General features: G+C 53.7%; 20 protein-coding genes. 16 read left to right on the top strand and 4 right to left on the bottom strand.

The features are described from left to right. Positions 1 to 64: 64 nt before the first annotated feature. The 3 genes from gcvT (at position 65) to CA13_RS24460 (ending at position 2,891) form a co-directional block, all read left to right on the top strand. Positions 65 to 1,192, top strand: coding sequence for a glycine cleavage system aminomethyltransferase GcvT (gcvT, locus tag CA13_RS24470; RefSeq protein WP_146401156.1), 1,128 nt, complete (start codon positions 65 to 67; stop codon positions 1,190 to 1,192). A 60-nt stretch (positions 1,193 to 1,252) separates the two neighbouring features. Next, a complete protein-coding gene (gene gcvH, locus CA13_RS24465) occupies positions 1,253 to 1,654 on the top strand; it encodes a glycine cleavage system protein GcvH (RefSeq protein ID WP_146401153.1) in 402 nt (133 codons plus the stop codon). Positions 1,655 to 2,063: 409 nt separating this feature from the next. After that, a complete protein-coding gene (locus tag CA13_RS24460; protein WP_146401151.1) occupies positions 2,064 to 2,891 on the top strand; it encodes a PhzF family phenazine biosynthesis protein in 828 nt (275 codons plus the stop codon). A 52-nt stretch (positions 2,892 to 2,943) separates the two neighbouring features. On the opposite strand, the gene CA13_RS24455 is transcribed toward CA13_RS24460, so the two are convergent. Next, positions 2,944 to 3,156, bottom strand: a complete 213-nt coding sequence (locus CA13_RS24455) for a hypothetical protein (RefSeq protein WP_146401149.1) — start codon at positions 3,154 to 3,156, stop codon at positions 2,944 to 2,946. Positions 3,157 to 3,369: 213 nt separating this feature from the next. Here CA13_RS24455 and CA13_RS24450 point away from each other — a divergent pair, with 213 nt between their 5' ends. The 11 genes from CA13_RS24450 to CA13_RS24405 all read left to right on the top strand — a co-directional run bounded on the left by CA13_RS24450 (position 3,370) and on the right by CA13_RS24405 (position 14,166). Beyond that, positions 3,370 to 3,681, top strand: coding sequence for a DUF1559 family PulG-like putative transporter (locus CA13_RS24450; protein ID WP_419194769.1), 312 nt, complete (start codon positions 3,370 to 3,372; stop codon positions 3,679 to 3,681). Next, the gene (locus CA13_RS35600; RefSeq protein WP_473087484.1) at positions 3,678 to 4,016 is read left to right on the top strand and encodes an NAD(P)-binding protein; all 339 of its coding nucleotides are present in this window, start codon (positions 3,678 to 3,680) and stop codon (positions 4,014 to 4,016) included. Before CA13_RS24450 ends, CA13_RS35600 begins: the two co-directional genes overlap by 4 nt. A gap of 424 nt (positions 4,017 to 4,440) precedes the next feature. Next, a complete protein-coding gene (locus CA13_RS24440) occupies positions 4,441 to 5,214 on the top strand; it encodes a DUF1573 domain-containing protein (RefSeq protein ID WP_146401143.1) in 774 nt (257 codons plus the stop codon). A gap of 429 nt (positions 5,215 to 5,643) precedes the next feature. Then, positions 5,644 to 6,588 carry a hypothetical protein gene (locus CA13_RS24435; RefSeq protein WP_419194768.1) on the top strand — a complete coding sequence of 315 codons (945 nt, stop codon included), beginning with the start codon at positions 5,644 to 5,646 and terminating at the stop codon, positions 6,586 to 6,588. Between the two features lie 25 nt (positions 6,589 to 6,613). Beyond that, a complete protein-coding gene (locus CA13_RS24430; RefSeq protein ID WP_146401139.1) occupies positions 6,614 to 8,539 on the top strand; it encodes a hypothetical protein in 1,926 nt (641 codons plus the stop codon). Beyond that, entirely contained in the window at positions 8,536 to 9,582 is a 1,047-nt protein-coding gene (locus tag CA13_RS24425; RefSeq protein WP_146401137.1) for a DUF1559 domain-containing protein, read from the top strand. Before CA13_RS24430 ends, CA13_RS24425 begins: the two co-directional genes overlap by 4 nt. A 20-nt stretch (positions 9,583 to 9,602) precedes the next feature. Next, positions 9,603 to 10,217 carry an NAD(P)-binding protein gene (locus tag CA13_RS35595; RefSeq protein ID WP_419194767.1) on the top strand — a complete coding sequence of 205 codons (615 nt, stop codon included), beginning with the start codon at positions 9,603 to 9,605 and terminating at the stop codon, positions 10,215 to 10,217. Beyond that, positions 10,156 to 11,211, top strand: coding sequence for a hypothetical protein (locus CA13_RS35590; RefSeq protein WP_419194766.1), 1,056 nt, complete (start codon positions 10,156 to 10,158; stop codon positions 11,209 to 11,211). The genes CA13_RS35595 and CA13_RS35590 overlap by 62 nt, the downstream gene beginning before the upstream one ends. Positions 11,212 to 11,537: 326 nt before the next feature. Then, positions 11,538 to 12,335 carry an ABC transporter ATP-binding protein gene (locus CA13_RS24415; protein WP_146401135.1) on the top strand — a complete coding sequence of 266 codons (798 nt, stop codon included), beginning with the start codon at positions 11,538 to 11,540 and terminating at the stop codon, positions 12,333 to 12,335. Then, positions 12,332 to 13,138 (top strand): ABC transporter permease, encoded by an 807-nt coding sequence (locus tag CA13_RS24410; protein WP_146401133.1) that lies wholly within the window; start codon positions 12,332 to 12,334, stop codon positions 13,136 to 13,138. Before CA13_RS24415 ends, CA13_RS24410 begins: the two co-directional genes overlap by 4 nt. A gap of 44 nt (positions 13,139 to 13,182) precedes the next feature. Continuing rightward, on the top strand, positions 13,183 to 14,166 hold the full coding sequence (locus CA13_RS24405) for an ABC transporter substrate-binding protein (protein WP_146401131.1): 984 nt from the start codon (positions 13,183 to 13,185) through the stop codon (positions 14,164 to 14,166). Between the two features lie 22 nt (positions 14,167 to 14,188). Here the strand turns inward: CA13_RS24405 and CA13_RS24400 are convergent, their stop codons facing one another. Together CA13_RS24400 and CA13_RS24395 are read right to left on the bottom strand one after the other, a co-directional pair. Then, positions 14,189 to 15,913 (bottom strand): FMN-binding protein, encoded by a 1,725-nt coding sequence (locus tag CA13_RS24400; protein ID WP_146401129.1) that lies wholly within the window; start codon positions 15,911 to 15,913, stop codon positions 14,189 to 14,191. A gap of 169 nt (positions 15,914 to 16,082) precedes the next feature. Next, a complete protein-coding gene (locus CA13_RS24395) occupies positions 16,083 to 16,913 on the bottom strand; it encodes a protein kinase domain-containing protein (protein ID WP_419194765.1) in 831 nt (276 codons plus the stop codon). 54 nt (positions 16,914 to 16,967) lie between these two features. On the opposite strand from CA13_RS24395, the gene CA13_RS35585 reads away from it, so the two are divergent. Continuing rightward, positions 16,968 to 17,114, top strand: a complete 147-nt coding sequence (locus CA13_RS35585; protein WP_419194764.1) for a hypothetical protein — start codon at positions 16,968 to 16,970, stop codon at positions 17,112 to 17,114. A gap of 41 nt (positions 17,115 to 17,155) precedes the next feature. Then, entirely contained in the window at positions 17,156 to 17,623 is a 468-nt protein-coding gene (locus CA13_RS24390; protein ID WP_146401127.1) for a hypothetical protein, read from the top strand. Positions 17,624 to 17,758: 135 nt separating this feature from the next. On the opposite strand, the gene CA13_RS24385 is transcribed toward CA13_RS24390, so the two are convergent. Then, positions 17,759 to 18,295 carry a hypothetical protein gene (locus CA13_RS24385; RefSeq protein WP_146401125.1) on the bottom strand — a complete coding sequence of 179 codons (537 nt, stop codon included), beginning with the start codon at positions 18,293 to 18,295 and terminating at the stop codon, positions 17,759 to 17,761. Between the last annotated feature and the right edge of the window lie 91 nt (positions 18,296 to 18,386).

Below are 18,386 nucleotides of genomic sequence, written 5' to 3'. Positions count from 1 at the left end.
GCAGAGATTTCTCGATCGTGTGGCTTCCCTCCGACCTAAACTCCATCTCCACGACGAACCAACCATGACTTCGACTGGTACCGCGACGACCCTTTCTAAAACTCCACTCGATGCTTGGCACCGAGCCGCGGGTGCCAAAATGGTCCCGTTCGCCGGCTACGAGATGCCCATTCAATACAGCTCGATCGTTTCCGAGCATCAAGCCTGCCGCAGCTCGGCGGCATTGTTTGATGTTTCGCATATGGGACGAATCCGCTTCGATGGCGAAGGAAGCGAACAACTTCTCGATCGGCTTTTGACGCGGCGTGTGACTGGCATGGAAGTGGGCCGGGTTCGCTATGGATTGATTTGCAACGAGGCGGGCGGCGTCCTTGACGATGTATTGGTTTCGCATTTGGAAACCCCATCGGGCCAACGCTACCACTTGATGGTCGTCAATGCGTCGAACCACGACAAGATTGTCCAATGGATCACGCCGCTAGTCGCCGATTTCCCAGGCGTGACCATGAGCGATCGGACCCAACTAACCGCGATGATCGCGGTACAAGGCCCCAAGGCGATCGAAGTATGTAAAAAACTATTTTCGTTTGACCCAAGTCGTTTGAAGTACTACCACGCTCGCATTACCGAACAATTCAAGAAACCAGTCATCGTCAGCCGCACCGGCTATACGGGCGAAGATGGTTTCGAACTGATCGTTCGCGCCGAAGATGCGAACCGCGTATGGGAAAACATTTTGCTCGCCGGACGCGACGAAGGGTTTACGGCCGCAGGACTGGGGGCCCGCGATACCCTGCGGATGGAAGCTGCCATGCCGCTCTATGGTCACGAATTGGATGAAGCGACCGATCCGATTTCGGCTGGCCTATCGTTTGCGTGCAATTTTAAGGACCGTACGTTTATCGGCAGCGATGCGTTAGGTAAGATTAAGGCCGATGGACCGTCGCGTGTCCGCGTCGGCATGATCCCCGAAGGCAAACGCCCCGCTCGCGAAGGATGCCCCGTGCTCGACGCAGCGGGAAAAACCATCGGTGTCGTGACAAGTGGCGGGCCCTCACCCACGTTGGCTCATCCAATCGCAATGGCTTACGTCGATACGGAACATGCATCGGATTCCGAGTTTCAAATAGACATTCGTGGCAAAGCCGTTCGCGCCGTACCGACCCCTTTACCGTTTTACAAACGCCCCTAGTTTCGTCAAACTGATCCCCCAATCCAAACCCAACCAAAAAACCTCGAAGGACAATCAAACATGTCACGCGATCCCGCCAAATTGTTGTATGCAGAAAGCCACGAATGGGCCGATGTGAGTGAGCAAGATGGTCAAAAGATTGCCACGATTGGCGTATCCGCATTTGCAATCGAGCAATTGAACGATTTGGTCTACATGGACCTTCCCGAAGTCGGCAAGGTGGTTTCAGCGGGTGAAGAATTTGGCGAAGTCGAATCGGTCAAAGCGGTCAGCCCGTTATACAGCCCCGTTAGTGGCGAAGTGATCGAAGTCCATACCGAGTTACCCGACAACTTGGATAAGCTCAACGAAGATCCGTACAATTTTGGCTGGGTTGTCAAAGTGAAATTGAGCGACGAAGCAAGCTTGTCAACGCTCATGGACGCAGCCGCCTACCAGAAGCAATGCTCCGAAGCAGGTTAAGGACCGGGCTCGAGAACGATTGCCCCATCAAGCGTCCTTTTTTTGAAGATAGTCGACGCGAGTTCTTCAAGGTGGTGGACGAAGCAATGAGCCCCATAACCACATGAACCCGAAATCAGGGGGGGGCCGGCTCCTGGTCCACAACGAGCAGTTTCCTTCGAACCTCCCCAAACCTCCCGGCGATCCTTCGCCTGTGGGGCAACGCGTGGCACACCATGCAATGGGGAAATTCAATGCACAAGGTAAACGCAGAGCCGAGCCACACATCCATCGGCAATCTCGGATTGGAGGGATTTTCGTTTGTTTTTTGCCTTGATGCCGTGCCCTCAAACAATGAACTTGGCGCCGCACCAACTTCATTAACCTCATTGCAACAAATTTCGATGGCATTCCGGAAACATCCTAGCCAATGATTCAAAAGCACAGCGTTCCGATTTGGCAAATTGACGCATTTACCGATCGCCCTTTCACCGGAAACCCTGCGGCAGTTTGTATCCTGGACGAATTTCCCCACGACCAGTGGATGCAAAACGTTGCCGCTGAAATGAATCTCGCCGAGACAGCATTCGTCGTCCCCACCGCGGATGATGACAAATTTCGATTGCGGTGGTTTACGCCGACAACCGAAGTCGATTTGTGTGGCCATGCCACGCTGGCTGCCGCGCATGCGTTAATCGAACAGGGGCATGTCGAACAGGGGAGGGCGATTCGGTTTGAAACTCAAAGTGGAGAATTGACTTGCCAAAAGCAAGGCAACCAACTTACCCTCGACTTTCCGGCGACTCCGATCGTGGAGACCGTTGCCCCGTCGATGACAAGCGAAGTATGCGAAGCTCTTGGACTCCAACGTGCCCTCGTCATGCGTTCCAAGTTCGACATCGTGACGATCGTCGATGAAGCAAAAATCGTTCGCCAAGTGGCTCCTGACTTTCAGCGTTTGATCAAAATCAACACACGCGGCGTCATCGTGACTTCACCATCGGATCATGCCGAGGCCGACTTTCTTTCGCGTTTCTTTGCACCGCGATGCGGCATCAACGAAGACCCTGTGACCGGATCTTCCCATTGCTGCCTCGCACTGTATTGGGCCGATCGATTCGGTCGAACGAATCTTGTCGGCCATCAAGTATCGCCTCGCGGTGGAACGGTTCGTTGCCAGGTCGCCGGCGATCGAGTCAAACTTGCCGGCTCGGCAATCACGGTCCTGGCGGGACATCTGCTCATCGGCCAAATGTAAGCTAAAAGGCGCCAAACGTAAGTTAAAAGGCTTTGTGCCGGTATATTTTCTTCTACTTTGGCAATCTCCACTCCAACACACCGCCGGACACGTTCGGTTGGAGTTGGGCTTCGATCCGCAACCCCGTCGTTGTGATTGGACGGAATGTCACCGCATTGAATTGGTCCGGAGCAACGCCGTAAGGAACCGACGCATCGACGGGCCGCCAAGCGTCACCGGACTTGTACACCAATTGCCAATTCGCTCTTTTGCCGTGATCACTCACAGCTGCCCAGCGTCCCGACGAACAAGCTCAAAGTAAGCTCTTGTCCCCTATCGTCGACAAGGAACTCGAAGGATCGCGTTGTTTTTAATCCCATTGACGCACATTGCCTGCCACATAGGTCAAGCAGGAATCGATGGAGCCAGACAGCAGGGCACTTGATGGAAACGGTTTTCCCAAATCGTCGATAGGATTATTGTCCAACCAGCGGCCGAATTGACCGGAACGCGTTGGGCCGGCGGTCGTCCGTACTATGCCAGTGCTGCGACGGCGTTGCCACCGTGTGCGCCCAAGTGCGCTTCGGGCGGGGGCGATTTTCAATGGGGCGTTTATACCGCGGGAAGCCGTCATCCCGGTGGTGCGCACGTGGCGATGGGCGATGGTGCGATTCGGTTTGTCACATCCAGTATTGACGCGGGCGATGGAACGGTGGATGGCGTGAGCACATTGACGGGCCCGTCGCCGTACGGAACATGGGGCCAAATGGGAACCAAAGCGGGACAAGAAGTCGCAAAGGAATCGTTTTGAAAGACAAAGGGGTAAATCGATTGGCCGACTCGGACGACCCGTCCTGCAACCAAGCAATCATCATCGGTGCCGGTCCGGCGGGGTTGACTGCGGCATTTGAACTTGTCACTCGCACGAATTGGAAACCGATTGTTCTCGAAGCAACCGATTGTGTCGGAGGCATCTCGCGCACCACGGTTCACAATGGCAATCGCATCGACCTTGGCGGCCATCGTTTCTTTTCCACATCCGATCGGGTGATGACAACGGCTTGGCACAGAGATCGATTACTCGTGTTGGTCAAAGATGAAGAGGAACTCGTTGAAATTCATCCACAACGAGCGAGCAACATCTAAGGTTTTTCACCACACGAGAATATGTCAGGAGCTGATTGACCGTCCAGGAGAATTGATTTGCTCTCGCCGGTTTACCCTATAGGCTCTCGAGAAAAAAACAATAGTAAGCCCTATTGCTTTGCCCAAGTCGGTCTCGTAGCATGTGTCCAAGAAGGACTCTGCTGGCTTCCTGGTTTTGGCGGGATCGGCTGCAGTGAGTTTCTGTTAGAACACAATAGGGGCCAGGGGCAATGAGCGTAAACGCTTATCCAACCAATCTCGCCGGGGATTCAATCAACCCGGATCAACCCGGATCAACCCGGATCAACCCGGATCAACCCGGATCAACCGCGATGTCAAGAGTCTTCTTTACGTTCTGACTCGGTTGGGGATCGGCGCAGCTTTGCTGTATGCGGGAGTGAGTAAGTCTTGGGGAGGTCAGTCGATGCTGATCGCAGGCCAGTGGATTTTGCCGCCAGCCGTCGTTGTCACGCTGGGATTGTTCGAATGTGTGCTGGGTTGGCTGGTGATTGCTTTCATCCCGTCGCGGCGATTATCGATTGTCGTGGTCAGCGTTTTTGTGCTATTCGTTGGTGTTTTGGCTTTGCAAGCGAATGCGGGCTTGCAGCGATGTTCTTGTCTTGGCAGCAGTGGATTGCCGGTGAACACGGTTCTCGTTTTTGACGTTTTCGCCGTATGCAGTTGTATGTGGTTACGTGAGCATTGGTGTCAACCGCTGCGTATATCCAGTGATATGGTCGCCGATCTGATTGGCGGAATCAAGTTCGCAGTTCCGGCGGCATTGGTTGCAGCACTGGGGTGGTTTGGTTCGTTGGAAGCGGCTTCAGACTTCATCGCTGGCAGTCCTCTTCGAGTGAACTCGCGAGAGCAGTTTCTGGGGCAAGTTGAACCGAATACCGAAATCGTGACAACATTTTCTTTACGCAACACAGCAGCGGAATCGATTCGGATTCTCGGTGCGAAGTCATCCTGCCGATGCTTCGCCGTCAAGGACTTGCCGCTTGAACTCGCCGCTGGCGAAGAGAAGCAAATTAGAATATCGCTTTACAGCCAATCGGACGCAGGCTCGCAACGCGAGAGCGCGATGCTGATATTCAGTCGTTCCGCACCCAGAATCGTTCTGGGTGCGACGGTCTTGGTGCATCCGGGCCGCGATCAACAGGATGCAAAGCTTAAGAGGGAGAAGTCAGGTGATTAGAAGTCTTATGAATTCGCTCGGGTCGTTGGGGATTGTGCTCGTGCTGTCTGCAATCATTCCACAACAAGCGGCCCTTGCATCGACGTACACCGCGGCTTCTTGCAGCGGTGGATGCAATGACAATCCAGACCCGGCAAACGCCAGGAAAAGGATTTGCGAACCCAAAGCGGGCAGTGATGTGTGCGCCGGAAATATTGGCACGACATCGTGTTCATGTGCCTTTAGATCGGGAAATTGTGGGTGTGATATCGGTGGTTAGATTACCCCTACGCTCGCCCATCTAATTGCGTAAAACAATTTCCATAACAATGAGCAGATCATTTACCGGTAAGATAAAATTGTTTCGGCTGTGATGGCAACCGCTGGCTTTGCGGCAAATATGCCGCAAAGCCAACTTTCGTCTCTTCAAAAGTAGTCGCAAAGTATAGTATGAAATTTATATTTCTGGTCTTCAGTTTTTCAATCATTCCCAGTTTATCGCTGGTTGCTAAGGACGAAGTTCGTTCCGCGGAGGAAATACCTGAGCAACTCAAAACGCTGCATGCGATCATGGATGCGCAGCAGCAGCGAGAACGCCTCTACGACAACATGCATGGAGTTTGGGAGATTCGAGAGCAAAAAGAGGATGGAACCGTTTCGGAAAAGACTATTGAATACTGGGCCCGCGAAGGAAAGTACTTTCGTGTCGAATGGCGCCCTCACGCGAAAAACGGTGCCGCCGTTTCAGCGACTCGTGTCATCATTCGTCCTGAAGGCTACGTTCGCCTGCTTATCGACTCTAGTACAGACATCGGTACGATTATAGAGATTGATGAAGCCGACAAAGGAATGTGGCGGGCAACAGATGAGCATTTCTATGCTCAAGGGAATCGCACTTACGACCTGCCGATGTGGCAAATTATCCGCGATAAAATCGAAGGAACCAGCTCGACTGAAAAGTTCCTCCTGGAGGAAACCGATGGCTTGGTCACCCTCCTGACGCTATTTGAGAAGGGAGAGAACTATCAAATCGTTGAAACCGTTCGATTCGCTTCCGACTCGAAGTTGGTTCTAGGTTCCTCCGACAACATTGAATATGATGATGGCAAAATCGCGACAAACACCCTCGATTACACTTATGAAAGTATTTCGCCGCAGGTTCCTTCGAGTCTCAAGATTACGTTTCTACCAACTCATGGCAAAAAAAGCATCGAAACCCACACATTAAAAGAGTTGCAACTAGAACCTGCGGCGATGGAAGCCTTCGACATCGACTCGAGTATTTTTGCACCGCCCACTGTGGGTTGGAGTTGGCCTCGAAGAATCATGGTGATGCTGATTGGCTTAGCTTTGATTGCCGCATATTTCCATTGGCGACGTAAGGCGAACGCTTAGCATGTCCAAGCGGGCAAGATCGCAAATGTTGCTCTTGGTGGGGCTATGTTCGGCCGTCGTTTTGCTCACGCAAGCATTCTTGAAGTCGCCGGTGTCCGATGAAGTGGGCCAGTTCTATGCGTCCGTCGCAACGGTTCGTTATGGCGATCCCGCGTACTATCGCGTTAACCCGCCACTGCATCGCTGGGTCAGTGGCGTGGTGGTCGAAGCGTTGTGCGATGTGCCGATCCCGCGACCTTACCCAGCGTCGATGATGGTCTCCGGAAATCGGGCCGAATTCCCAATGGGGACGCGTGCCACCGAAGCTTCCCCTAACACCTATCGTTGGCATTTCCTCGTCGGACGCATTCCACGCATTATGGTTGTGGTCGGGTTTGCGTGGGTTCTTTTGCGAGGCTTTCCGATGCTGTCATTGCGGTCCAGGACGATCGCCACCGTGTTGTACTTGACCAGCCCACTGACACTTGGTCACGGGTGGACGATGATGCCCGATGCGCTGTCGGCTTGCACGATGATATTGCTCATGCTGACGACGTTACGCTGGCTCAATGACCGTTGCTGGCTCAATGACCGTTGCTGGGTCAATAGTGTTTTGGTCGGAGTCGCCTGGGGTGCTTGCCTAAACGTCAAGTTCACCTATTGCCCAATCTATCTGCTATGGCCGCTCCTACTGGTTGGCCACGAAGCGGTCGCACGGCGAATCGGTTGGGGCAACTTCATGCGACTTGGATTGAATCATTTCGGACACGGTGTCATCGCGCTACTAATTACGATCGTAGTTTATGAGGGCAAGGATGTTGGCGTGCCGATGATCAATCATTTGTTCGCGAGTGAGTTACTCTGGTCGTTGGCGACTCGCCTTGGAAGTCTGCCGTCGCCACTGCCTACTCAATACCTGATGGGGATCGACGAACAACAATTGTTTATTCAACGGGGTGTTCCCAGCTACTTTTGCGGTACTTTTTATCCCGAGGGGATGTGGTGGTATTACATCGTAGGAGTTTTCGCAAAAGAACAAATCGTGTTTCTAGGCGTCTGTGCGTTGCTGGCTGTTTGGTTACCGATACAAGCGATTAAACGTTTCTATCCACCGCTGCTCCGTCAGCGTAAAAAGTTTGGGCTCGCCGTAGTGGACCAGGCAACGAGTCCTCCGAGTACGATTCAGTCGCAAGAACACGTCGCCTCGTCCAGTACGATAACAGTCAACACCACCGACCCGAGGTTTTGGTCCGCCGTGTGGTTTCTCGTCGGCGTTGTCACCGTTGTGTTTGGCATCCTGAGTTGGAACTGGCAAATGGCGCTCAACGTTCGGTATCTTTTTCCAGGATTACCGGCTTGTTATTTGCTACTCGGAGTCGGTCTGGACGCATGGTTAGCGGAAACGCGTCTGTCCACACGGCTTATCTATGCGATCGGGTTAACGGTTATCGCGTTTGATATTGCAATCGCTTGGCCGCACCAATTCGCTTACATCAACCCGCTGTTTGGCGGCAGCTATCGAACTCCGACAGTTTTACATGACAGCAACTTTGATGGCGGCCAGGATGTGTGGACGCTGGAGAAATGGGATCGTGAGCATCCTATTCCCGAGGGTACTCGGCGGTACTATGCGTTCTATACTGACATTGCTCGTTCGGCAATCAATTTACCCAAAAGCGTTCCCTCTGAAGCGATCCTCGAAGCACTCGTTGAAAGTAGGTCCGAGGATTCGTCGGACACGTCGACGCTGGAACTCAGTTCGGAAGACGTAGTCCCGGTTGAAGTAATCATCGCACGTTGCTTGCAAGCACCCGCGCCCTGGCATCGCTTGTGGGAGGAGTCGGAACGCTTTCATGACTTGGTGCATCAGACGGCGACTATCGTGCCCGACGAGTTCATAAGTCCGACCGTGGTCGTCTATCGCTTTGAATTTGAGAAGCTCCAGAGCGATCATGGGGAGGAATCACCATGAAGGCAAGGCACAATGCTTTTACCTTGATCGAAGTACTCGTGGTGATCGGAATCATCGGGGTTCTGGTTGCGATCGCATTGCCAGCGGTTCAAGCGGCACGCGAAGCCGCCCGGCGGATGCAATGCTCGTCCATTCTGAAGAATATCAGCTTGGCTACTGCGAACTACCAATCGGCCTTTCGGGTTTACCCCGCGCCTCGTCGCAGTGTGGTTAGCCGCGTGGATGATAACGGCGAAGTTGGGTTGAGCTGGGCAACGGCAATCCTGCCGCAACTCGAAGCCGAGGCCTCAGCATTCCGGCTGCAAGCAAAAGTCAATCGAGGCACGGTGCGTGATCCTTGGCTCGACCCACTTTTTTATCGAACGATCTATCCGGCGGGCGTGTTCGCTTGCCCCAGCGACGTAACGAGTGCATCAAGCGTGTTTGATAACACGGGACAACTCAGTTACCGCGCCAGCTTGGGGGATACGATCGAAGACCATCACTTACCAACCACCAAGTCACGAGGCATGTTTACCGACAATCGGTCACCTCGGCCGGCCGAGGTGACCGATGGGCTTAGCAATACGATCCAGTTCATGGAAATGGCGTCCGGGCGACACGCGGGGCCATCCGACAGGATGGGCGGGATGTTGCTGGTTTCCGATGGCGTGTTATATCGCAGCCCCAAACCGAATGATTGTCGCTCGGCGTGGGACGGCGAGAACATTGTCGTCCAACCAGCGGCCGAATTGACCGGAACGCGTTGGGCCGACGGTCGTCCGTACTATGCCAGTGCTGCGACGGCGTTGCCACCGTGTGCGCCCAAGTGCGCTTCGGGCGGGGGCGATTTTCAATGGGGCGTTTATACCGCGGGAAGCCGTCATCCCGGTGGTGCGCACGTGGCGATGGGCGATGGTGCGATTCGGTTTGTCACATCCAGTATTGACGCGGGCGATGGAACGGTGGATGGCGTGAGCACATTGACGGGCCCGTCGCCGTACGGAACATGGGGCCAAATGGGAACCAAAGCGGGACAAGAAGTCGCAAAGGAATCGTTTTGAAAGACAACAGGGTAAATCGATTGGCCGACTCGGACGACCCGTCCTGCAACCAAGTAATCATCATCGGTGCCGGTCCGGCGGGGTTAACTGCGGCATTTGAACTTGTCACTCGCACGAATTTGAAACCGATTGTTCTCGAAGCAACCGATTGTGTCGGAGGCATCTCGCGCACCACGGTTCACAATGGCAATCGCATCGACCTTGGCGGCCATCGTTTCTTTTCCAAATCCGATCGGGTGATGGCGTGGTGGCAACGAATGATGCCACTGCAAGGGACTGATGCGAACGATTCGATAGGATTGAAGTACCAGGGGCAAGCCCGCACGATTGACGGTGATGGCAATGGGCCTGATCCCGAAACGACCGAAAATGTGATGCTGGTGCGGCAGCGCAAAAGTCGGATATATTTTCTCGGCAAATTGTTCAACTATCCTTTGTCGTTAAGCGCGACGACCGTGAAAGGCTTGGGGATGGTGAGGATGACACGGATCGCGATCAGCTATCTACGCAGCTCGCTGTGGCCCATCCGACCCGAGAACCATTTAGAAGATTTCTTCATCAATCGGTTTGGGCGTGAGTTGTATCGAACGTTCTTTAACGTCTTATACCGAAAAAGTTTGGGGGGTTCCCTGTGATCGGATTAGCGCCCAATGGGGCGCGCAGCGGATCAAGGGGATGAGTATCCGCCGCGCGGTCGCCCATGCGGTGAAACGCACCGCGTCTCGATGGTTCAACAACCGGGTGAGCAACTCGGTGGCAAGCAAAGATACCGAAACGTCTTTGATTGAACAGTTCTTGTATCCGAAGTACGGTCCTGGCCAAATGTGGGAGAAGTGCGCCGAAGAGATTGTCAAACTTGGCGGCGAGATTCACTTTCAATCGCGTGCGACGAAAATTGAGGCAAACAATGGTTTGTGTATCGGTGTGGTGGTTACCGATACGGTTACCGGAACGGAACGAAGGTTCGATGCAAAGTATGTGTTTAGTTCGATGCCGGTGGTAAAACTGATTCGCGCCATGGAGCATCCTCCGCTGGAGGTTCGCGAAATTGCCGAAGGACTGGTCTATCGTGACTTTATCACGGTGGGGGTTCTGCTGCGGCGGATGCGCAGCTTGGATCGAATCGAATCGGCAATGACCGACAATTGGCTTTATGTTCAAGATCCCCAGTACACGGTGGGCCGCATTCAGCTTTTTCACAACTGGAGCCGATGGCTGGTTCGCGATTCAAGTTTGGCTTGGCTGGGATTGGAATACTTTTGCAGTAAGGGAGACGCATTGTGGCAACAATCCGATGAGGCGATTGCCGCAACCGCGATGGATGAGCTGGTTGCCATGGGCATCGCTGACCGCGATGATGTGTTGGACCAAATTGTATTGCGGGTCCCCAAGGCGTATCCGGCCTACTGGGGAACTTATGCGCGGTTCGACCGTATCGTCCAGTGGACCGACGGGATCGAGAACTTGTATCTGGTTGGCCGAAACGGCATGCATCGCTACAACAACCAGGACCATTCGATGCTTTCGGCGATGGTTGCGGTAGACAATATTATCGCGGGACGCCGAGACAAATCGAACGTCTGGCGAGTCAACGCGGAAGAAGACTATCACGAAATCGACAGCAAATGAGTCACGCGATGGGTTGCTTTGGATGTGGCATGCCGATGGCGCGTTCCACAAGCTCAGCGACGCTGGAAAAGCTGTGGAGCGTCCTGCGGATTCTTAGCCGCCACGTGTCACGCCACATGTGCACCTTCATACCTAAACGGATCGATGTCGATGAGAAATATTCCCGTCCCTACGGGATTTAGGCAAAAAAGACAAAATAATTCGCGTAAGCATCTCTTCGCAAAAGCATTTCGGGAGAGACACATTTCTTGAAAGCGATGCGATGGGTAGAATCCAAGCATTGAAAACTATCGACTGGAAATTATCTTTCTTAACCACTTGAACTCATGTCAGGCAATCCCGCCAAATCGTTGAAGATGAACCAGGCGGACGATGCAGCTCGCTTCTCGATTCGTTGCAATGACTTATCCGTTCAATTTGCAAACAACTTCGTTGCGGTCGATCATGTGCAACTTGACATTGAAGCAGGCCACATTTCCGTTCTGATCGGGCCGAGCGGTTGCGGAAAGACGACGATTCTTCGTTTAATCGCCGGTTTGCAGACACCATCGACAGGCAACGTCGATCTCCGCCCGAATTCAACGGCCGGCGACGGGCAAATCGCATTCGTGTTTCAACAACCATCGCTTCTGCCCTGGCGAACGGCGATGGAGAATGTGATCCTACCACTTGAACTACTTGGCCGTGGCGATGCTAAGGATCGTCACAATCAAGCCATGCAGACGCTGGCGTCGGTCGACTTGGCCGATTCGCATGATCGACTGCCACACCAACTTTCAGGCGGCATGAAAATGCGTGTCTCGTTGGCTCGCGCGTTGGTCACCGAACCAAGTGTGTTGCTTTTGGACGAACCCTTCGCGGCACTTGACGATATGCTGCGCAGCCAACTTGGCGAGCTACTTTTGAGACTGTGGCAAGAGCGATTATTCACCACCGTCATGGTGACGCACAACATTGCCGAAGCGTGCGTAATGGCCCATCAAATCCATGTGATGCGAGAAGGGCAAATCGAGCAATCGATTGAAAACCCTTTGCCGTGGCCGCGTAGCGAAACACTGAGGCGACGTCCCGAATTCGGCGATTTTTACGGCCGCGTCGGCGATGCGTTGAGGGATGACGCATGATGAGCACAGGTGACGAACATCGAACCAAGCAGGTTTGGCTCGGTGCGGCGTCGGTCATCGGCGTCGCAGCGTTGGGCTTGGTTCTTTGGCAATGGGCGATTTACTTTTTTCACTTGCCACCCATTCTGCTACCGTCGCCTTGGCAAGTTCTGCAAGCCGCAATCCAAGAGCGGCACCCCCTCTTTGAAGGGACTCTTGCGACCGGTATCGCGGCCGTCGTGGGATTAGCGACTGCAGTCGGAATCGGCTGTATTTTGGCGATCGCGTTCAGCCAATCGAATTTGATTCGCAAGGCAGTGTTCCCTTACGTCATCTTTTTGCAAACGGTCCCCGTTGTCGCGATTGCACCGCTGTTGATCACCTGGAGCGGCTACACATTTCGAACGATCGTATTGGTTACAGTCATCATTTGTTTGTTCCCAATCGTCAACAGTGTGACCGAAGGTTTGATGTCGGCCCAAAAGGATCTCAATGATCTGTTTCGTTTGTACGGTGCCGGACGAGCCAAACGGTTGGCGTGGCTGCAAATGCCGACCGCAATTCCGTTCTTGGTGATCGGCATGAAAACCAGTAGCGGCTTGGCCGTAATCGGGGCGATTGTGGCCGAGTTTTTTGTCGGAAACGGTTCCAATTACAACGGGCTCGGTACATTGATGACCGGATGGCAAGCTTACCAACGAACCGATGCGTTGATCGCGGCGATTTTTGCTTCAACGCTTCTGGGTTTGCTACTTTTTGGATTGGTAAGTTTGCTTTCAATCACGGTTTTCGGCCGCTGGACAACCGGCTATCGTAATCGTTAGTCGTCTTTTCGCGTCATGGTTCCGACTTCTGAAAGCATCTGACTATGCAACCCAAGTACATCTTTGTCGTCCTGGCCTTTCTGTACCCGCTATTTGCTGGATGCAGCACCGAAAAAGAGAGCTCCGGATCGAAAACATCCGGTAACGAAATAGCCATTCAATTGAATTGGTATCCTGAATCGGAACATGGTGGAATGTACCAAGCTCTTGCTGATGGAACTTACGGTGCTGAGGGATTGGAGGTTGAGATTCGGCCTGGTGGACGAGCGACGCCGGTTGCGCCCGAATTAGTGCTCGGACGAGTCCAATTCGCGATGGCAAACGCCGACGATGTCGTTTTGTTTCGGGCTCAAGGAGCCGACATAGTCGCCGTGATGGCTGCAATGCAAAACCACCCTCGCTGCATTTTGGTTTGCCAAGACAGTGGCGTCGAAACGTTCGCTGATCTAGCGGGCAAGACATTGCAGCGACAAACCGGCCGTGTTTTCATTGACTTCATGCGATCCAAAGGACTACTCGATAACGTCAAGGAAGTCCCTTATCACGGCAGCGTTTCTTCCCTTGTTACCGACCCTGGCATCGCCATACAAGCTTACTCGTTCGCCGAACCGCATTTAGCGGAACAACAAGGCGTGAAGGTGCGAAAGCTGATGCTCAGCGAGATTGGTTGGAACCCGTATTCAAGCGTTCTGATCACCAGCGGGGAACTGATTCAAAAGGATCCCGACCGAGTCCGAAGGTTCGTGAAAGCCACTCGCCAAGGCTGGATGAACTACTTGACGGATCCAACCAAAGGGAACGAAGCGATCTTGGCGGCGAACCAACATGGCATGACCGCCGAAGCTTTGGCGTTTGGCGAAGCGGAATTGCGGTCGCTTGCGTTGCCAAACGACCAACCGATTGAATCGGCGGGGCAGATGTCAGCCGACCGATGGGACACACTGGTCGACCAAATGGTCAAGCTCGGTGTCGTCGACTCGGGAAAAGTTCAAGCCGAGGAATGTTACACAACCGAGTTTCTGAAGTAACCGAACGTTAACTAACGTAACGTTAACTAACGTAAACCGCAAAGGCAAAAATTGTGAGACACGTAGCCAGCGTGTCACGGCGATTCCATCGGCCGCTCGATCCGGTTAGCCGTACGTAACCTAGCACGGCGCCGGTGGGGCAACCGTAATGGCAATATGCCATGGGAACAAACAACGATGCAACCAACCCCACAATCGCAACCGTGATCGTCGCCCAGCCTGCGATACGAAACACGAACGCGTCAAACGGCTCAATGCCGACCAGCGATAGCGGCAAATGCAACATTGCAACCGAGACAACAACGATCAAAAGCACCGCTGGAACCAATCGTAACGTCCGATCAACCACACGAGGCACGCGTAGGCGCAGTGGCACACGCCGGGCCCAATCCTGCATCGCACCGAAGGGACACAGATGCGTGCAGTAAACTTGGCGTCCGGTCACGATTGGACACACGAGTGCTGCGATCGTAAGGAGCACCAGCGCCGGTGCGGCTTTCCAAGCGATTCCGTTTTGCGTCCATCCGACGGCTTGTGCTTGCGAGAGCATGTCGGCATTGATGAAACCAAGATAGACGATCAAAACGAACTGTAACCCAATTCGCACCCAACGTTTCCCTCGCAAGTGCGTTAGGGCGACGACAAGAGAAAGCAACACGACGGTGGCAGTTCCGTAGTCACGCCCCGAAAAGGACAGCCACGATTCGGGCTCTCGTTGAGTTAGCGGTTGTTCAAGCTCAATTTGCTTGGCGGTGTAAATCAACGCTTCCGCGACGGTCGTGCTTGTTTTGGTTGCACCGGAAACCCCTTCAATACCTGCGTCGACCATATCCAACGAGGAAACATCCGTAAGCGTAAAGCCTTTGAACAAGTTAAAAAAGTAACGGTCTTCTTTGACGTAGCGGACGTAAGGTTCATTGTCAAAACTCTGTCGAATGGCCGCCCCTAAAACACGACCTTGGTTGTCCATGGCGACTAACGTATCGGTTGGCCCTTGGTAACCAATCATTTGGTCGGCGTGAGGCGAAGTGCGAAACAGTTTCCCAAGTTCGGCTCCTGATGGGTCGATCACGTTCCACATACTCGGTTTTTGCGGGTCGGGTTCCAAACCCGTTGCTGCGGAAAAAAACGCAGACGCCTCCTGGATCGTGATCGGATCCGAAAAACGCGATGAAGGGTTGGCTCCTCCGAGTCGTCGCCGAATTCCATCAATGACCGACATGCTAGTGAGCGTCGCGCCCGAAACCGAATCCACGTCTGCCGCACTCGCTTGCTGCCAATTCAATCCGTGAAGCGACTTCATGAAGGATTCGTTGTGGATGACGTCTTCGGTATGCTCTCGCGTATCTCCACTTCGCAAGACCGTCATTCCGCAGATTCGATTGTCCGTGCCAAACGCAACCAACGTATTGATCGGCCCAGAAAAACCGATCACATCGTCCGATTCAGGCGACGTTTGCACGACAAATCCAAGCGACTCTCCCGCGGAGTTTAGAACGGTTTGACCACCGTGATCGGGATTGAACGGGCCCAGCGAAGCGGCGTTCGGAAACAACGGCAGCACTTTATCAATGGCAACCGATTCGGATGTTTGTCCGCGTTTCTGCGCGGTGAACCAGCGATGCTCGGCATGGACGAGTCCAACGATGACAGCCAGCAAACCCATTCGATAGGCATGCATCGCGTAGGTGCGCATACGCCCATGACGACGCGATGTCGGTCGATCGACGATAGGCAAGGACGTCATAAAGCGAATACATGGTTTGAGTTGGCAACCCGAAGCCAACAGTTTAGCACCATCAAGGAAAACCGTGTCTCATTCACGCGGCTCAATGGTTTCGCGGTGACGGGTGTATCCTAATCCTCGTCGAACCGAAGGAGAGTCGCCGGCTCTACTTCCAAAGCCGTCCCGAGTCCTACGCCGCTCGGCGGCTACGTCGCTCGGGTTCGATATGGCAGCCCAGACTCTCGATTTCAAGTCTTAACAGTTCGCGTGTGATGCCACTGGCGGTCGGCCGCTCGGTGGGATTTTCAGCGACCATTTGCTCAATCAATTCAGCAACAGGCGATAGTTGCAGTTCGCTGGCCGTTTTGACTCGCGTCATCCATTGCCAAAGCACCCGTCCGAGCGAAAAAACATCCGACGCAGGCAACGTGACGGATTGTCCAGTCAACGTTTCCGGAGCCGCGTATTGAGGTGTTCCACGGAACAATCGACTGGGTAACGAATGCACTCGATCCGCAAAACCCAAGTCAATCAAAGTCACGTGGCCGGTTGGCCCAATGATCACGTTATCCGGCTTGACGTCACCGTGGACCCAACCGCTGGCGTGCAAAGCCTCGAGGGCCTGCGAGACTTGTCGAATGAACCACAGTGCCACAGGCAGTGCTTTGCGAGGCTCCGCATCGAGGGACGTTTGCATTGTTTCGCCGTCGAGCCGCGGCATTACCAAGAACGGAGACGTATCCGAATCCGACGCATCCAAAACCGCGATCAAATTAGGATGAAAAACTTGCGATGCGCATACGGTGAACTGGCGGACTTGTCGAACGCTCTCGATTTCACTCGCGCCGATCGATCGCCGCAGGATGTAATCCCACCTTGGGCTACCCGTCGCGTCGGCGGGCTGGGCCAACGACAACTCGGCGCTCTCGCTGCGGTAGACCACCTGACCAAGACGCCAAATCCCAAGGATGGTGCCGCTGTTGGTCTTGGCGGTTTGTTTTTTTAGCAAAACTTCTGGCACAACAATTTTTCCCACCACAATGTCGATAAGTCAAAGACGCATCCCAACGTGGCGATGGCTCGAAAACCAATCTTGGGACGCAACGTCTACCTGTTGACCATCGACCATTTGGCGATCGAGCGTCGAACTAGCGAAAAGGGAACCGTAGAAAGCCCCAGGATTGCCCAATCGCACCTTGGGAAAAACATTGGCGTCGAGTAGCTTTAGTCACACTATCACTATGGAGCCCTCACGGAGCCACAATGGAACCCGAAAATCCCCCCCAGGCGTTTAATCCCTACCAGCCGAACGATGCAGAGAACGTGTCTGGCGTTCCGACTGGGAATTTTTCGACATCGGTGAAGGAGCTATCGCGGTGGCAATACTTTTTTGCTGTCCTTCTGATCATCGGTTTGGTATTGATGATCGGCATTTTCGTCGTATCGATGCTGATCGAATCCAACAATGATGTCACGGCCGCGATATCCGGGATGGTTTGCATGGGCTCGTTCGGATTGATTCTGTACGGCCTTCCCGCCTTACTGCTGTGGCGAGCAGCAACGTCGGCAAAAGAATTGGCCAACGGAAATACGCAAATTCAACTCGAGAATTTCGCCTCAACCCAAGTCAAGTTCTGGCGAGTCCTTGGAATCATCGCGTTGATTGTGATGGCTTTCTACGCGATCGCAGTGGTGGTTGTCGTCGCGGGGTTTACGTTCCTTGATGTCTGACAAACCTTGATGTCTGACAAAGCCCGCGTTTTCCAGAGCGTGGGTTTCGCGATCAACCATCATGGTGCCCGCGACGACAGCGAACATGCTGATTCACCGTCCAATGGCGCCCCGTCGATAAGGGGCCGCAGTGGTTTAGATTCCCAAGGTTGCGCTAAACAAGTTCTTCATATCGATCCCTGCGGACCTTTGGACATAGACTCGGTCGCCGGGGCGAAGGGCATAATCAGATTCTGGGACCACCGTTTTTCCGCCAGGGGACATTTTGACGGCCATTCGCACGCCGCCGATCGATTGAGGCGAACTGCGGTACAAGATCGGCGCCACTCCACCCATTTTCTTCACCGCACCACTCTGAGTCAGCAGCGTGCTGACGAATACCGATTTGCCGTCTGGGGGTAAAGGTAAAACTCGCGAAGCATCGCTATCCCCTTGAACTTGGAAGACGATCGCATTGTTCGCTTGCGCCTCGCGGACCTTGTTGTACACGGTTTCGTCCATGGTCTCATCGAACCCGTTGAACTCGCCGCCGCCGCCCCCGGAAACGTACTTTGTCCCGTCTGGAGAGAGATCCAAGCTAGGGAAATCGAAGCTGGCGCAGCCGGTAAACGACAGCGCGAACAGCGAAAACAGCAGCACCTTGGCGTACGTCGGGTTGGCTGGCTGGTGCATCGAGTCACTCGTATTTTGGGGAGGATGTTAAACTTTTCGGATTACAAAGCTTGTAGGGAGCATCGTCGTTCAGCGGGAAAAAACTGAAGCA

It is taken from the genome of Novipirellula herctigrandis, from assembly GCA_007859835.1.
In the GTDB taxonomy this organism is placed as follows: domain Bacteria; phylum Planctomycetota; class Planctomycetia; order Pirellulales; family Pirellulaceae; genus Novipirellula_A; species Novipirellula_A herctigrandis.
The sequence above is the reverse complement of the archived record's forward strand: the minus strand, read 5'-3'. Positions and strand labels throughout refer to the sequence as shown.

Excerpts from the sequence above, each read along its gene's own strand:
- CA13_RS24390 (WP_146401127.1), top strand. The coding sequence starts at position 17,156 with ATGGAACCCGAAAATCCCCCCCAGGCGTTTAATCCCTACCAGCCGAAC.
- CA13_RS24415 (WP_146401135.1), top strand. The coding sequence starts at position 11,538 with ATGTCAGGCAATCCCGCCAAATCGTTGAAGATGAACCAGGCGGACGAT.
- CA13_RS24385 (WP_146401125.1), bottom strand. The coding sequence starts at position 18,295 with ATGCACCAGCCAGCCAACCCGACGTACGCCAAGGTGCTGCTGTTTTCG.
- CA13_RS24430 (WP_146401139.1), top strand. The coding sequence starts at position 6,614 with ATGTTGCTCTTGGTGGGGCTATGTTCGGCCGTCGTTTTGCTCACGCAA.
- CA13_RS24440 (WP_146401143.1), top strand. The coding sequence starts at position 4,441 with ATGCTGATCGCAGGCCAGTGGATTTTGCCGCCAGCCGTCGTTGTCACG.
- CA13_RS24460 (WP_146401151.1), top strand. The coding sequence starts at position 2,064 with ATGATTCAAAAGCACAGCGTTCCGATTTGGCAAATTGACGCATTTACC.
- CA13_RS24425 (WP_146401137.1), top strand. The coding sequence starts at position 8,536 with ATGAAGGCAAGGCACAATGCTTTTACCTTGATCGAAGTACTCGTGGTG.
- CA13_RS24400 (WP_146401129.1), bottom strand. The coding sequence starts at position 15,913 with ATGACGTCCTTGCCTATCGTCGATCGACCGACATCGCGTCGTCATGGG.
- CA13_RS35585 (WP_419194764.1), top strand. The coding sequence starts at position 16,968 with ATGGCTCGAAAACCAATCTTGGGACGCAACGTCTACCTGTTGACCATC.
- gcvH (WP_146401153.1), top strand. The coding sequence starts at position 1,253 with ATGTCACGCGATCCCGCCAAATTGTTGTATGCAGAAAGCCACGAATGG.
- gcvT (WP_146401156.1), top strand. The coding sequence starts at position 65 with ATGACTTCGACTGGTACCGCGACGACCCTTTCTAAAACTCCACTCGAT.
- CA13_RS24410 (WP_146401133.1), top strand. The coding sequence starts at position 12,332 with ATGATGAGCACAGGTGACGAACATCGAACCAAGCAGGTTTGGCTCGGT.
- CA13_RS24435 (WP_419194768.1), top strand. The coding sequence starts at position 5,644 with ATGAAATTTATATTTCTGGTCTTCAGTTTTTCAATCATTCCCAGTTTA.
- CA13_RS24405 (WP_146401131.1), top strand. The coding sequence starts at position 13,183 with ATGCAACCCAAGTACATCTTTGTCGTCCTGGCCTTTCTGTACCCGCTA.